Origin of the sequence: Fodinibius sp. Rm-B-1B1-1 (assembly GCF_038594945.1) — a bacterium.
Lineage (GTDB): Bacteria > Bacteroidota > Rhodothermia > Balneolales > Balneolaceae > Fodinibius > Fodinibius alkaliphilus.
The window spans coordinates 1,077,420-1,094,583 of the sequence record NZ_JBCFYD010000002.1; the positions used below are offsets into that span (position 1 = coordinate 1,077,420).

The 17,164-nt window shown below is 42.3% G+C and carries 8 protein-coding genes; 1 reads left to right on the plus strand and 7 read right to left on the minus strand.

Annotated features, from left to right (window positions below; translation table 11 throughout):
* Position 1: 1 nt before the first annotated feature.
* The 7 genes from AAFH98_RS12150 to AAFH98_RS12180 all read right to left on the minus strand — a co-directional run bounded on the left by AAFH98_RS12150 (position 2) and on the right by AAFH98_RS12180 (position 15,975).
* Positions 2 to 8,650 carry a glycoside hydrolase family 94 protein gene (locus tag AAFH98_RS12150; protein WP_342522989.1) on the minus strand — a complete coding sequence of 2,883 codons (8,649 nt, stop codon included), beginning with the start codon at positions 8,648 to 8,650 and terminating at the stop codon, positions 2 to 4.
* A gap of 95 nt (positions 8,651 to 8,745) precedes the next feature.
* Positions 8,746 to 9,072: a DUF5335 family protein gene (locus AAFH98_RS12155; protein ID WP_342522990.1), complete on the minus strand. Its 327-nt coding sequence runs from the start codon at positions 9,070 to 9,072 to the stop codon at positions 8,746 to 8,748.
* Between the two features lie 116 nt (positions 9,073 to 9,188).
* Positions 9,189 to 11,918 carry a cation-translocating P-type ATPase gene (locus AAFH98_RS12160; protein WP_342522991.1) on the minus strand — a complete coding sequence of 910 codons (2,730 nt, stop codon included), beginning with the start codon at positions 11,916 to 11,918 and terminating at the stop codon, positions 9,189 to 9,191.
* Between the two features lie 160 nt (positions 11,919 to 12,078).
* Positions 12,079 to 12,531, minus strand: coding sequence for an Hsp20/alpha crystallin family protein (locus tag AAFH98_RS12165; RefSeq protein ID WP_342522992.1), 453 nt, complete (start codon positions 12,529 to 12,531; stop codon positions 12,079 to 12,081).
* Between the two features lie 153 nt (positions 12,532 to 12,684).
* The gene (locus tag AAFH98_RS12170; protein WP_342522993.1) at positions 12,685 to 13,356 is read right to left on the minus strand and encodes a response regulator transcription factor; all 672 of its coding nucleotides are present in this window, start codon (positions 13,354 to 13,356) and stop codon (positions 12,685 to 12,687) included.
* A gap of 12 nt (positions 13,357 to 13,368) precedes the next feature.
* Positions 13,369 to 14,748 (minus strand): PAS domain-containing sensor histidine kinase, encoded by a 1,380-nt coding sequence (locus AAFH98_RS12175; RefSeq protein WP_342523465.1) that lies wholly within the window; start codon positions 14,746 to 14,748, stop codon positions 13,369 to 13,371.
* Positions 14,749 to 15,210: 462 nt separating this feature from the next.
* A complete protein-coding gene (locus AAFH98_RS12180) occupies positions 15,211 to 15,975 on the minus strand; it encodes a hypothetical protein (RefSeq protein ID WP_342522994.1) in 765 nt (254 codons plus the stop codon).
* Positions 15,976 to 16,205: 230 nt separating this feature from the next.
* Here AAFH98_RS12180 and deoC point away from each other — a divergent pair, with 230 nt between their 5' ends.
* Complete coding sequence (deoC, locus tag AAFH98_RS12185) at positions 16,206 to 17,105, plus strand: deoxyribose-phosphate aldolase (RefSeq protein WP_342522995.1); 900 nt, start codon at positions 16,206 to 16,208, stop codon at positions 17,103 to 17,105.
* Positions 17,106 to 17,164: the final 59 nt, after the last annotated feature.

Here is a 17,164-nt window from a genome sequence, read left to right on the forward strand (position 1 = left end):
TTTAAGTTCCTCCTTTTATCGATGGATGAACGTCAATCTTTAAAAGATGTTGGCCCGGAGTATTTGGGATTTTACACTGCACCGTCCGCTTATTAGCAGATATAGATTTTCCATCAAGAGTCACCACAAAATCACCCTCCGATAATTTATCAGGGTTATGAACTTGTACCACCAATTCAGAATCCGGGAATATATTTTTAATACAACACTCATAACGTTTCCAATTGGGGTGCAAACAAGGCGTAATATTTAAACGGTCTCCTCCTACAATTTTTATTCCCAAAATAGACTCCAGGATCACACGATACATCCACCCAGCCGACCCGGTGTACCACGTCCAACCGCCCATCCCGATCAAGGGAGGCTCTCCATATATATCAGCAGCAACAGTATAGGGCTCAACCTGATAACGTTCGACATCTATTTTTTTTCGAGCATGATTTATGGGTAGTAACATTTTCATAAAAGAAATTGCTTTCTCCATTTTACCTGACTCGGCAAACGCCTTTATCAACCACAATGCCGCATGCGTATATTGTCCACCGTTCTCCCGCACCCCGGGAATATAGCCTTTAATATATCCCGGATTTTTATCAGTCTGATCGAAGGCCGGCGTTAATAGTTTGATCATTCCCTCTTCTTCGAAAACAAGTTCCTGTTCAGCTGATTGCAATGCTTTTGCAACTTTTGATGGAGTTCCCGCGCCAGAAATTACCGACCATGCTTGAGCAATGAGATCAATACGGCATTCGTCGTTTTGGGCAGATCCGAGGGGCGTCCCATCATCATAGTAAGCCCGACGGTACCAGTTTCCATCCCAACCTTCGTTATTCAATCTTTTTCTTAACTTTTTTTGATAGGCCTGATACTTGCGAAGCCGTTTACTGTCCTCTTTACTTTCTACAAACGGGATGAAATCGGTGAGAATAGCATATAGGAAAAATCCAAGCCATACACTTTCTCCCTTCCCCTTTAAGCCAACACGGTTCATCCCATCATTCCAATCCCCTCCTCCAATAAGTGGCAACCCATGCGGACCTTCGGTTAATGATCGATCAATCGTCCGGCAGCAATGCTCATATAAACTTGCCTGTTCGCCGGACACTTCTGGATGTAGGTAGGCTTCATGCTCCCCTTCATACAATGATCGACCAGTCAGAAATGAAACCTCCTCCTCTAACACAGCCTCATCCCCCGTATGAGCAATATAAAAAGCAGTTACATAGGGTAACCACAACAGATCATCCGTTATTAGCGAACGAATTCCCCGATCTGTTGGTGGATGCCACCAGTGCAGCACATCTCCCTCCTCAAACTGATGTGCTGCATGCAACAAAATCTGCTCCCTCGTTAGCTGGGGAGCAAGATAGCAGGCCGCCGTAGCATCCTGCAGCTGGTCGCGAAACCCAAATGCTCCACCCGCTTGGTAAAAGCCCGAGCGTCCCCACATGCGGCAGGCAATATTCTGATATTCCAACCACCCATTCATCAATATATTGATATCTGGCTCGGGTGTTTTTACCTGTACCCCTTCTAACATTGTTCGCCAAAACGCTTTAACATCAGATAGTGAGCTTGTCACCGCATTTTGTGACTGCAATCCTGAAATAATTTTCTGGGCTTCTTCTTCACTTTCGACTTCTCCCAAGTAAAAAGTAAGGGCTATTGACTCACCCGATTTTAAAGTAAACGAACACTTTGAGGCCCCACAAGACTCAAAGCCAATCCCGAAACGGGCATTGAGTTCCTCTCCATGCACTACCGCCTCAGGATGAGCTAAACTATTATTACGCCCTATAAATCCACTCCGATCAGCAGAGAAACTTATATTCTCAACGCCTTTATTAGCAAAAAATCCAGCAAAAGCCACGCGCCCAGCAAACTCATTATTGTAGTAATTACGGGCGAAAATGGCATGAAGCGACTCATCAACAGTAGTAAAAATATGTCGGGTCGCATCTTCCCTGAAAATACCGAGCACCCAGTCAATATACCGGAAGAGGGTTAGCTCTTTATCCATCAAGTCCTCATTAACAAGCTGCAATCGCATAAACTTGATCGGCTTATCTTTATCAACCCACGTGGTAAGCTCTTGGCTGATATTAAGGGTCTTACTGCTATATGTGGAATAGCCGTGTCCATGGCAAACTTTATAAAATGAACTTCCTGGAACGGGTTGAGGCAATGGCGACCAAAACAGTTGCTCCTTTTCATCACGCAGATAAATAGCTTCGCCCGAGGGATCTGTAATTGCATCATTCGACCACGGAGTGAGCTTATTCTCCCTGCTGTTACGACTCCATGTGTAGGATGATCCCTTCTCAGTTGTTAAAAAGCCAAATTGCGGATTTGTAATCACATTAATCCATGGAGCAGGTGGAAACACCAAGACTCCCGAATCAGGATCTGAACAAATGGTGATAATATATTCTTTACCATTGGCTGAAAATCCTCCATAATCATTATAAAATAGCAAGTTATCAGCTATCTCGCTTGAACCATTCTTGGATGCCACAGTTGTTACAGGGTGATAAATCTTATCTGTAGTGGTGGGCTTTACGCTAATCACCCGCTTCAATTGTTGCAGGCTGGGCAATTTTCCTTTAAGGACTACATGTGCAACAGTATCAATCAAAATTTGATCCTCCCTGCTCATCTCATCCCCGCGAAGAATAAAAATGCCTCCCTTATCTCTATTTGCGTAATGCTCAGAGGTATGTTGAATCTGCTGATGTATTAATTCTTGCAGTTCATTAACGTATGATGGCGGATGATCATTAATAAATACCAAATCGATTTTTAATCCTCGTTGACGCCAAAATTGATGGGCCTTAAGCAAGAGTGTTACCTCCCGGATAAATTTCTTGTCATCAATGTGGTAGGCTAAAATTGGCACATCCCCTGAAAGGCCATGCGCCCAAAGGGCAGATTGTGTTTTCCTGTTTTGCTTTAAGATGTTTTCATCGGCCCGCAATAATTCGCAGTTATAGATAAGATAACCGGTGAGTTCCTGGATAAACTGCGCCTGTTCACCGCTCAAGTTCAGATGCTCCAGCTCTACATTGCCGTAAATAGCAGCCAACTCAAACACGCGATCGGTAGCATAGGGATTATCATATCGATCCCCCATGGCAACAGCCTCCTCACGACTGTGAGCCTTTCCAAGGCCAAAAGTAAGCTCTTTCTTTTCCCCCGGTCCTAACGTAACCACCCTACGTATGCTCACAATAGGATTTTTAACATTTCCCACAGATCCACTCAAGGTAACTCCCGGATCCATGGCAGCTGGATTTTGCAATGATCGGTTGCGCCCAATAAACCGACCGCGATCGGTTTCTATCTGAAGGTTATGCGTACCCTCTTCCGATCCATTGCTGGCAACGGTATGTACTAACCACATCACCTCCTCCTCTTCAGATCTGGGCCGTCGCTTAGCCAATATAGAATGATGCTCTGGAATAAACTCAGTCTGTACAAATAGATTCGAAAAAGCCGGGTGTGCCCGATCTCCCTGCTGGGTATTTAGAACTACTTCAGAATAACTTGTTATTTCTATGCGTCGCTTATTATTAAAGTAATTAGTTAATGTAATTTTACGAAGCTCGATATCATCTTCAGGCGATACACAAGCCTCCATAAATGATTCGATCCAGTTGTCTACACGGGCTAACTGAATTTTTCCTGCATGGTACCAAGAATCATAGCGGTCAGCCTTCCGCTTGACCGGTTGATGCCCGACCGACCAATACTCTCCATTATCCAAATCACGGACATAAAAGAACAACCCATATGGATCGGTTACTATATCAGAACGCCATCGCGTGAGCATGATATCTCCAGAATAAGAAAACCCGGTACCGGAATGGGTTAACAAAGTCGAATAATTACCATTAGAAAGTATATGAGTCCGTGGAGGCGAAGCATCTAAATCCTCAATCCCAGCATGATCAATAATGGAAACCGGGCGTTCCTCTTCTGTGGGTTCCAACTCAACATCAATCGGACGAGGTTCTTTAATAGGAATACCCCGTGGAATTCGCTCTTGGAGCAGTAACTCACATGCTTTCACCAAGGGATGATCATGAAACAGGTGCTGAATAACTTGTTCCTGCAATACATTGGTGAGAGCCAATAAACTCATCCCCTGGTGATGAGCCATATACATTTTTACCAACGCTTTCTCCCTATCAGTTTCATCCGTTAGCCGACGGGAGGTATAATCTACAGCTTCATAAAAACCATTACTACCCAGAACCCCCTCAGAGCGTAATTTATAGAGATTTTCAAAAGCTTCTACCGGCTCTACCATAAGCGCAAGCATACCGGCATATGGTGCCACAACGTAATCCTCAGCCAACCCGCGTCGTAATCCTAATCCCGGTACCCCAAATGCACGATATTGGTAGTGTAATTCCATATTCAGTACATTATATGCACTCTCTGAAAATCCCCACGGCTTATTTTTCAAAGAGCCATAATTACGTTGCCACAAAACAACATTGTCATAGGTATTACTAAGCAGCGTATTTTCATAACGCGACATAAAGAGAAGAGGCATCAGGTATTCAAACATAGTGCCGCCCCACGACAGTAAAATCTCATTCCGCTCAATACTGGTTAACCGCCTGCTTAACCTAAACCAATGCTCAGGTGACACTTCCCCCTTGGCAATAGCAATGAACGACGCCAGCCGAGCCTCACTGGCTAATAAATCATAATAACTATTATCTTGTTGGGCGCGATCAACATTGAACCCAATGCTAAATAGTTCCCGGTCATCGTCATAAACCAGCGAAAAGTCCATCTGCATCACCAACTTCCTGCAGGTAGCGCTGATGGCAGAAGCCCTGTTTAGCAAGTCGAGATAATGTGTATTTCGTGGCGATGGATTACTTGTCGGGTTTTCTACAAAAGTATGCTCTTTCTCCGCCCCCTTAAACGCATTAAGTTCTTTAAGTTGATGCTCAATCTGCTGGTTTGGTCGTTTTAGCCAATCGCTCCATTCCTGATATTTTTGATCTTCAAACGAAATCTCTAATACAACCGGAGCCAATTCGCTAAGCTGATTTGCTTTAAATCGAAGATCTAAAAGCAATCTTTTCCATTCTGACAATGTATCCGGTGGCCGGTTAGGAATATGTTTACGTAGATCAGCAATTAGACCATCAATTTCTTGAAACAAAGCATCATACTTGGGAAGATCTTCCAACTCATCCTCCATATCACTTAACACCTGGATCGTATCATTAAGCCCCTTCCAAAATTTAGGGTTGGGATATGGCAGTTTCGCCAGTTGATTCATAGCCTGTTCAATAACTAATAGCGAAGCCGCTAAATTTCCCGAATCAACGGTTGATATGTAATGAGGATCTAAAACCTCCCCTATTTGAGTGCTGTACCAGTTATAAAAATGTCCACGATAGCGGTCTAATCGCTCCATCGACTGCATCATATTTTCGAGTTTATCTATCATTTCCGTAAGAGTCAGGTAGCCCAACTCATAAGCAGCAAAAACAGATGTTAAAGCTAACCCCATATTTGTGGGAGAGGTACGTCCCACGGCTCCTATAAACGGCTCTTCTTGTACATTATCGGGCGGCAACCACGCATGCTCTTCGTTTAAGTGCTGCTCAAAGAAATGCCATGTTCTCCGTGCATAGTTACGTAATTCGTATTGCTGTTTTTTAGAAAGAGATTTTTGGGATGATGTTATCGGTCGGCTCAAATAATAATCGAAATATGGAGCTGCCAGCCAGCCCAAACAAACGGGACCGGCAATGAACAAAACAGCTTTTGAAAACACCGATACCAACACCAAACAAAACACACCCCAAAATATATTGGGCCACATTTGCTGCCAGTAATCCCAAACTGAACCATTGGCATGTTTCTTCTCGACCTGGGTTGCTGTCTTCCACTCCAATAGGTTCTTTTGGGTGACAAATAATCGATAAAGTGTTCGGGCTATGGCATCCAGCGAGATATACGCCTGGTGCGGCAAGTTGAGGAAACTCGTAACTGACTGGACGGTATTCATCTTTAAATCAGCACGGATTTTATCCAGATACAAACGCCAACCTACGCGCTGTGGTCGTCGAAAAATATCGGTAGAAAAGCTGGAGTAGATCGGGAAAGCCACAATTCCGAATACCGCGGCAGTCCATATTAAAGCTGATCCCGGCAAGAACAACCATCCTGCCAACAGGAAAATAAGTATCGCTGCAGGAGTTATTGATCGACGAAGATTATCAAAAATCTTCCATTTTGAGAGCCCTGAAATTGGGTTAATCACCTTTTTACCGTCAACGGATGGAACCTTCCCAAAAAGCCAAAACAATATTTGCCAATCGCCTCGAATCCAGCGGTGCTGTCGTTGTACATAACTCAGGTAGGTTGTAGGAAAATCATCGAACAACTCAATATCAGTCAGCAGTGCGGTACGCAGGTAGGTACTTTCCAATAAATCGTGGGACAAAATTCTATTATCAGGAAATCGGTTATCGAGTACAGTCTCGAAGGTTTCCAGATCATACAATCCCTTGCCGGTATATACCCCTTCGCCAAATAGATCTTGGTAAATATCAGAGACGGCCGTTGTGTAGGGATCAAGTCCCACATTGCCAGAATAAATTTTAGCAAACCTACTTTTATTTGCTGATTTAGGCGGAATAGAAATGCGCGGCTGCAAAATGCCATATCCGCCGGTAACCATATTTTTCTGGGAATCAATTTTTGGGCGGTTCAAAGGATGAGCGGCTGTACCTATGAGCATTCGTGCACTGCCTGGCGGCAGCTTCGTATCCGCATCAAGCGTAATAACAAAGGTGACCGGAACTTTCTTTACTGACGCCAGGAAATCTTCATCTGTAACCTTGAAGCTTGTTTCTGTATCCAGATTTTTTAGCAATCGATTAAACTCTTCGAGCTTTCCACGCTTTCGCTCCCACCCCATCCACTGCTGCTCTGATTCGTTCCACAATCGCTTACGGTGAAAAAAAAGAAACTTATTTCCATACTTACTGTCATATTGAATATTGAGGCGATTGATCTGCTCGTGGGCGGCTTTCAAAACAGCCTCATCATTTTCTTTGCTTTCTGTTTTCGAATCGTGAAAATCCGACAACAGAGCAAACTGAATCGACTCGTTGGCATTCGCCAAGGCACGAATCTCGAGCAGCTCAAACTGATTCTCAACATCTTTGGGAGAATTGAGTATAGTTGGTACTACCACCACCGTCCGGTATTCATCAGGTATAGAACCTTTAAACTCGAGCTTAGGCAAAATACGTGGCGGAATAAAAAATGACAGTATCCTGTTCGTCGATACAATCGAAAGTTCTAATGCTGGAAATAGCGCCACTAAAATTGTGAAGAAAATAACCCAATGGGGACGATCAATTAAATTTGTAGCAAGACCCACAATACTAATAAGGGCAATAAAATGAATAGCTACCATCGAAAAATAGATAGTAGGATGCTCTTGAAATTGCTCATGCATCCATTCTGACACCGGTTTTTTGTAGTTGATTCTACGACAAATCTCTTTGTACCCATCACCAATCAAATAATAACCGATATGCATTTTTTTGCTACGTTCTGCCGTACCATTTTGAGCAGCACTTTCGGCCAGCATTAAAACATGTTCAGCCACTTCCTGTTCGCTATGTGACGAATAGGTGCTCAGTTTCTCAACCTTTTTTCGATAGGAATCTCGGGTACTGAAATCCATTTGTGGATATTTATCCGCTGGATCAAGCCGGAGAATACGTTCCACTATTGAACAGCTTTCTACAAACAAGGCCCAATCGGTTTCTGAAACTTCGCGCAATGAGGATATTGCATTCTGGATACTAAGATGGAGTCGAGAGGTCTGTTGCGTTCGACTGCGTAGCTGTTCTTCGAGGTTAGATTCCCAGCGAGAAAATTTATACTCGAACCAACGACGTTCATTTTCAGTCAGCATTCCACGAGCTTGTAATCGCTGAGCCAATATAATCAAGAAGCGCATGGAATCAGGTTGCTGATCTACAATTTCGGACAGCTTCCGAAGAATGAAACCGGGCTCATCCGTATCCCCGGCAATTTTTTCAGTAATTAGGCTATCAATATCATCCTGCATGTTGCGATCCCGGAGCAGTTTTTTACTGCTTTCGGCCAACCTGACGATCAACACCATTCTGTTCATCAGCGGAACCGACCACATTTCAGCCAAATTTAAAATGTCTACCTCCTGGTAGGCTCTGATTGTATCAGTTGTATTCTCACGGTCAATTGTATTATCACTAATCGAAGCCAATAGTTGTATAATTTCGTACGTCCGTGGATAACCTTTGAACTCTCCCTGCGTTAAGCGCGGCAATTTCTTGTAATATGATTCGGGAAGGTCAGCCTTTAACTGTACAATTTGCTCCTGAATAATGTAGAAATTATCAATAAGCCACTCTGCTGCTGTGCTCAATTCTCGATTTTTTTTGGCTGCTCGCGCCAATACTCGATAGGTTTCGGTCAGCGTCTCTTTTGCTGAGGAAAGCACACTCCCAATAGGCTGCATAGGTTCAGCCTCAAGCGTAGATTGCTGTAATTTAGCAAGTTGGGTAATCTCCTCTTTTAAATATTGTTTATTGAAATGGACCTGCGTTTCAGTTGCCATATTCGACTACATTATCCCGACAGTAAATAACGATGAGATGTGACTTAAATACACACATCTACAAACTATTTCTGCCCGTTTTTTAAGGTTGATATTTATCGTATGTCGATGATGCTTCGTTCCCCATCTTTCCGGATGACCATCATCCCTGTTAGCCAACCACCCTTCTCCTCATTTACATAGATTTCTTTGGGGTGCGAGATGAGGTGATCCATGTTATCAACCTGAATCTCCAAGATATCGCTTTTGGGGTCGTACGTAATACCTCTCAGCGGCGTCCACCGAATCTCTTGTTGGGCTCCCATATCTTCTGACAGCAACTGAATTTCAATATATTCAGGCTGTTCATCTTGAAGATACTTCATTGAAAAGGTATCAAAATACTTTTGCCACTGTTCTTTTGTAATTTTCTTCGACTTCATAGTACTCCCTCTATGACTTAACAATTACCGGATTTCAAAAGATGCGAAAAATCCACCCTTCTTTGTTAAAAGGTGATACCCCTCTGAAATGTCAGTATTTCCACTACAACCAACAGTTAACCAATGAAGCTTTTTCTCCATTTATTAATCAGTTTGTCAAACTCTCCGCCAATAATCACAAAAGATCCCACGAAAAAAATCATTACCCACTGCTCTACTGCAAGTGGAACAGTCCTGAAAGTAGCCTGCATGAAGTCAACATAAAGTAGCGATATATGAGCAAGTAGTGCGGAAAATAAACTCAAGAACAAAAATTTGTTAGAAAAGAAATTAAGCGTAAACAAACTCCGATCTAACGAACGACAGTTAAGAACATGGAAAAACTGAAAAACAACCATCTGCGTCATGGCAACGGTTCGTGCCATATCTAAATTATTGGTTTGTTCCATAGCCCACCAAAAACTATAGAGTGTACCAACCGCTAAAACAAGACCAACACCCCCAAGCCTTTCCATCAACCGAACCGTTAAAATACCTTCTTTGGGAGGACGTGGTCTACGTTTCTGAATATCCGGTTCACCTGGTTCAAAGGCCAATGCAACATCCTGTAATCCACTCGTGACCAAGTTAATCCACAGAATCTGAACGGCAATAAAGGGCAGCGGCCAGTTCATCAAAATAGCAACAAAAATAACGATAAGCTCTCCTACAGCCGTTGAAAGCAAAAAAAAGGTGACCTTGCGAATATTTGAAAATACAATGCGTCCCTCTTCTATTGCTGCTGTAATCGTAACAAAGTTATCATCCGAAAGTACCATATCGGATGCTTCTCGTGCTACATCGGTCCCCCCTTTGCCCATTGCAACACCGATATGGGCTGCCCGCAGCGCTGGCGCATCATTAACCCCATCGCCAGTAACAGCAACTATATGGTCAACTTGTTTAAGCCGTTTAACAATCCGATACTTATGCTCCGGCGTCACGCGAGCAAATATATTTATGTTCCTTAGCTTGCGATCAAATTCTTCATCGGAAAGCTGACCCAGCGTCTTTCCTTCCAGTGCCCCCTTCCCATCTGGATCCAGACCAAGCTGGCGACCAATGGCAACAGCTGTTTCCTCATGGTCTCCGGTAATCATTATTACCCGGATTCCTGCTTCATGGGCAATTTGTACCGCCTCTATAGCTTCTGGTCGGATGGGATCTTCCATACCCTGTAAGCCCGCCAAGACAAAACATTGTTCTTGCACATCTTTTTCAGAAAGCAAATTACTACTACTCCTGCGGTATGCCATTGCCAGCACCCGAAGCCCTCTGCCGGCCATTTTTATAGCAGCCTTACGTGCTTTCTCCCGATCAATTGAAATTATATGGCCATCTACCACTTGGTGAGAACATTTGTTTATAACCACCTCAGGCGCCCCCTTTAAAAAAATAAATCGCCCATCAGCATTCTTGTTTAAGGTTGCCATAAATTGCTTTTCCGGCTCAAATGGTAATATATCTATCTCATGAAATGACAAATGAACGTCAGAAAGTTGAACTCCTGCTTTAAAAGCCGATACATGCAGGGCTATTTCTGTAGGATCCCCCTGGGGTTCTCCTGACTCCAAGCCGGTTATATTAGCTTCATTAGCTAATGTGCCAGCAAGAAGAGCGTAGTATAAGCCACTTTCTTTTTTTAATTCGATAGGTCTCCCATCCCTCGCAACCATCCCCTCAAGTTGGTATCCTGTTTCTGTAGTGGCAAATAGCTGGTTATCCGCCCAAATATGGCGAACCGTCATCTGGTTTTTAGTAAGCGTACCGGTTTTATCGGAACCGATAACAGTAGTGCTTCCCAAAGTTTCTACAGCTGGTAAATAACGGATAACAGCCTGCCTTTTAGCCATCCTGCTTACACCTATTGCAAGCGTAACAGTTAACACAACCGGCAACCCCTCGGGAATAGCTGAAACCGCCATCGCAACAACAGTAACAAAGATTTCATCAGGATCCATACTGTAGATATTACCCAGTGCAACAATAATCAACGAAAAGGCCAAAACCAGATAGCCAATCGTATGCCCAAGGTGATCCATTTTTTCCTGTAAAGGCGTTTTTACAATACCAATATCGCGTACAGATTTCGCTATTTTTCCTAATTCTGTGGAGCCAGCAATGCGAACTACTACGGCTTTCCCCCGTCCCTTAACCACCGTAGTTCCGGAAAACACCATATTTTTTTGATCTGCAGGCAATAGTTTTTCCTGATCCAATGGAGTGCTCGTCTTATGAATAACCGCAGACTCACCGGTAAGAGCCGATTCATCTACTTCCAACCCTTTAACAGAAAGCAAACGCATATCAGCAGATACTCTGCCACCTGAACTAAGCAGTACGATATCACCGGGTACCAATTCACTACCTGGAACTTCCAGTTCTTTACCCTCACGAATGACATGGGCTTTCGGAATACCTAATTTTGTGAGGGATCGAATTGCTGATTGTGATTTCCTTTCCTGTATATAACCTATAATAGCATTCAACAAAACAGCAATCACAATTATGATAGAATCAAAATAATCCTGCAAAAGTAGTGTCACAAATGCCGCCCCCAATAAGATATAAATCAGGGGGTCTTTGAACTGATGCATGGCTATCTGCCATCGTGTAACCTCCTTTTCAGTCTCAATAATATTAGGTCCCCAGTAACTCACCCTCTTTCGTACTTCTTGCCGGCTAAGACCTTGTTCGGAAGAAGTCTCTAATAGATTGCATAACCGATCTGGTTCCAATTTATACCACTGCTGATTGATGTCCCCTTCCACCGGTTTCTCCATCTCGTTTTTATCTATACCATACATAAGTTAGCGCTCTGCTATCTCTGATAGTATTAACTATACTATCAAATTATCACATCCCAATAGTTTAAATGTATACATTCCTTCATTATTGACCTATATACACATCAAATAAAAAAGGGCCGCGTTTTAACGCAGCCCTTTAAAAGTCACGAAAAAATTCCTATTCAATGGGAACTGTTTTTCTCTTGCTCTTTTCGGCTTTGGGAACCGTTATTTTCAATATTCCATCTTTAAATGTGGCTTTTACCTTGTCTTCCAAAATAGAAGTAGGTAAAATAATAGACCGTTTAAATGCACCGTATGAACGCTCGCTTCGCAAGTAACCCGGGCGCTCTTCTTTTTTGTCATGCTTACGTTCCCCCTCAACTGAAAGGACATTATCCTGGCAATTGATTTGAATATCCTTCTTGGTTAGTCCGGGAAGCTCAACTTCAAGTAGGTATTCATTGTCAGTTTCCATCATATCCGTAATGGGAGTCCACATTGACATACCTGTTTCTGGTTCATCAAGTCGCCAGCTAAAGGGAATTAATTCATTAAAAATACGGTCCATTTCTCTTCGCAAATTACTTACCGGGGCAGCAGATGGTTGATATCGGGTTAGTTGCTTCATAGTTACTCCTATTTTAAATTTTATATTTGTTATTCAGGGAAATCCCTGACATCCAACATAAAATTTGTCGCTCTACATCAATGCAATAGCCTCCTTTTTATCTATGTAGGACATCAACAAAATCATAGATAGGATTTTATCTTACATCCGTATTTACTTAATACTTGAATGCTCATTTTCAACCCATTTAACCGCATGAACCATAAGCTCGGTGGCATTCTCTAAATTTAGTTTTGTCTTTATCCGCGCTCTGTATGATTCAACGGTTTTAACTGAAAGATGCAGTTTTTCAGCAATTTCGCGTGTACTATTGCCTTTACCGGTAAGTTCAAACACTTCCAACTCCCGATCGCTGAGTTTTTCAATGGGCGATTCCATCACCCTCTTTTGTCCCCGTGCCATTCCCATTAATAGCCGTTCACTGACCTCGTCACTTACATAAATACCACCATTCAAGACCTTGCGAACAGCTTTAAGCAATACTTCTCCAGCTTCCAGCTTCATGACATACCCTTTAGCCCCTGCGCGTATCACCCGTTCGGCATACAGCGATTCATCATGACGAGAAACGACCAGGATTTTTTGATCTTCTTTTTGTGAAATTATGTGTTTTACTAATTCAAGTCCGTTCATCCCAGGAAGTGATACATCAACAATTATCAGATCGGGAGCTAACTCATCCAAACGCTGAATCAGTTCTTCGGCGCGATCAAGTTGCGCAATAACTTCATAAGCAGGGTCTGAATCAAATATTAGAGCTAACCCTTTACGCATAACGGGATGGTCATCAACTAAAACAATTTTCTTTTTAAAGTTATTAGACATATTCTTTTATTCTTAATTGTTAAAAGGAATACTACACACGACGTTTGTTTTCTGATCCCCGGTTTCAAATATCTCGAGCCGACCCGATAGCATATTTGCGCGATAACGCATAATATGAATGCCCATCCCACTCTCCTTTTTTTCCTCTTGAGATTTGGCAAAACCAATTCCATTATCCTTTATCGATAACTGTAACGAACCATTTTTTTTATTTAATCCTATTTCAATATTGTTCGCCTTTCCATGTTTTACTGCATTACTTATAGACTCTTGAGCTATTCGGTATAAATGCATGCCCTGCATATCATTGTTTATATTAATATCTTCTTTCATATTCACCGAACAAGTAATATTAAATAATTTTTCAACCTGGCCTGCAAGCTGCTTCAAGGCGGCATTTAACCCTTCCTTTTTCATATCAACATACACTAAACCCCGAGCCAATACTTTTGCATACTCATCAGCTTCTTTAACCATATCTGATATTTCTTGTATCTCTTTATGTCCCGGTAAATCATTAGTCTCCAATTTCTGTGCCAAATTCTTACTAATGAGATAAATTCCTGTCAACATTTGTCCTAAACCATCGTGCAAATCCTGGCCAAGGCTTCGGCGTTCCTCTTCGGAAATGCGTAATATTTCTTTTTCTAACTGCCTTCGATCGCTAATATCATTTACAACCACAGTATAAATCTGGCTGCCCTCCCAATCGACTTCACTTACCGATAACTCCATAGGAAAAACCGATCCATTTTTACGCTTCCCGCTTAACTCTCTGCGATATCCAACAACCTCATTCGACTGGTATTTGTCTAAATGATTAATCGGATCTTTCCCGTGAGGTTCGGCCACAAGGTTTTTAATATTTATTCCTGTAGCCTCATCTTCGCTATATCCAAATATTCGGGATGCTGAGTAATTGAAAGACATTATTTCCCCATATTTGTCGATAGTGATAATACCATCCACCGTTGTTTCTAAAATAGCTTGTGCCTGAGCCTTACTCTCCTCCAACTCTTTTTCAACTGCCTTTAGCGGCCCAATGTCATGAGCCGATGCAATAACCGCCTTCGGATTCCCCTGCTTGTCAAACAGTGGCTTCGCGTGTACATCAATCCAGATAATCTCTCCATATTTGGTAATACTTTTCCATTGCCCCCTAACTTCTTCTCCCGAACGAAGCATTTCAAGATCATGATGGAACTGTTCCTCAGCTACAAAGGGATAAATCTTGCTCAATGACTTATTTATCATCTCCATTCGGTCGTAGCCGAATATTTGCTCACATCCTCTGTTCCAGTATGTAACAATTCCATTCAGGTCTGTAGTAATTACACACTGACTTATGTGCTCTAAAACCTCACGAGAATCAGGCCTTTCCTGTTTTGGCATGTCCTTCACAATCACTCCCTTTTTTTAGATTATACTCCTAATTCATATAAAAGTCACTAAATGTGACCTACAATAGAAAAATTCTAATATAAAACACTCTGCGATATACCGGATATGTGATGGTTGACAATAGTGATCTTAAAATTGAAGAACTACCATTCATTATCTCCAACAAGATGTAGGGAATTTCCTTACACCACGATCAGCAGCTATGCATGTATTTTCCTGTCATCATGGGGCATAAACTTCTCAACACCATTATATCTTCAAAAAAATAAAAGGGAGATGAGTATTACCTCATCTCCCCATGGCGCACCCGCTTCTATGCATCTCCCTAAAACTGATCATCAAACATCGACACTTCCAACATTCAGAATTCAAAAGCAGTACTCACCATAATGTTGTGTTTCCATATATTGTACAAGCCCATAGCAAGGATGTTTCTTTATCACCTTTGTAGGATTATGCCCTATACTTGTTGTTTAGATTATCCAACCATCTATCGGCCCATTCTGAATCGATTTTCTGCATATAATTTGATGTTATAATCTTCTCCATAATAGAATTTATCGTAGCATCCTCCTCCTTAATCCACCGTTCAATCATTCGTTGGGCTTTTTCGGGATTTCGTGAAGCAGCAACTTTCCAGCTTTCTATCAACTGTTCCTGTAAAATAAGATAATCACCACTCACAATAGGTTTATCAAAAAAGGTGGCTGTCACCCAATCCAATAGCTCAATAGCTGATTCAGCCTGTGTCCTGCTTGATAATACTTTAGCATTACAGACGGCTCCTATACAAGCACACTGTTCCAGCGGAGTGCCATTTTTCCAGTCATCAGTATATAACAGAAGCTTATCAAACTTTTTCTTAGCGATGTATTGTAACGCTTTTACCACACCCTGTGAAATTTCTAACCGGGGATCATTTGCACGCTGACGAAGCTGCATAAATAACCCATGATCGTAATATTTTGATAGGTATCTTCCATATCCCAATACTCCACAGTACGTCAAAAAAGACTCTGACGTACCCGTCGGTCCTTCCAAATGATCAATACCAATAAATTTTTTAAAATCCAGTACCGTACCAACGAGCGCAAAAGTCTCGGCAAGCTCTGTATTGAATTTATTTCCCGAAATAAAAGCATGTTCTTTTAAATATGCCGGCCATTCCTTGGGGGATATATTCATCAAAGCCTCTTCATAACTCTCTAATACTTTCACTGTTCCCTCACCTTAATTCCAATTGATTAGATTACACTTTACAAAATTCTAAAACACTGTGGTATAAGGGATTCCCTTACATACGACCCCATGTATCCAAAACATGGACCCATAGAATTACCCGTATTATTTTGGGGGAATTCTAATCTATTCTTACCTTCAAAAGGATATTTATATGTTTCCTTAAACGGTAATATCCATCACGAAGCATAAATCAAGTACAACCTATTTTGAATATTTCAGATATAGCAAAAACAACCCCCATCGATGAAGTGGGCGTTGAGGAGCGGGTCGCCCGACTAAATTCAAGAAGCATTAAAAAGGAGTCTAAAGTTCAAGCGCTAACGATGGCATTATCGATGGTCGACCTGACAACTCTGGCTGGAATGGATACGCCTTGCAAAGTGATTCAACTGTGTCAAAAGGCCAAAAAGCCGCACGCCGCTATGCCGGATCTACCCACCGTTGCTGCGGTTTGCGTGTATCCAAATATGGTGAGTGTAGCTAAAAAAGCACTCCGCGGTACCGACATCAATATTGCCAGCGTAGCAACAGCTTTCCCAAGCGGAATGACGACCCTCGAAGCTAAACTTGAAGAAACAAAAAAGGTAGTTGAAGACGGCGCCGATGAGGTGGATATGGTTATTTCGCGCGGTGAGTTTCTTAAGGGCAATTACAGCTATGTGTATGATGAGATTTCTGCCGTTAAAGAAGCTTGTGGTGACGCGCATCTCAAAGTCATTTTAGAAACTGGTGAGCTGCAAACGTATGAAAATATCCGGAAGGCCAGCGACTTAGCTATGCATGCCGGAGCTGACTTCATTAAAACATCCACCGGAAAAGTGAAACCTGCGGCCACCCAACCGGTGACACTCGTAATGTTGGAAGCCATCAGAGATTATTTTTACGATACCGGACGGATGGTGGGCATGAAACCGGCGGGCGGCATCCGAAAAGCCAAACAGGCTATTCAATACCTGGTACTGGTCAAAGAAACCTTGGGAACAGACTGGCTGACTCCCGAATATTTCCGTTTTGGAGCCAGCTCACTAACAAACGACCTGCTGATGCAAATCGTTAAACAAAAAACAGGTGTCTATCAAAGCGCCGATTATTTTTCAAATGACTAACAGAAGCGATCCTACGTAACCGTCATTTGTACTAATTAGTTTGAAATAATACGTTCAAG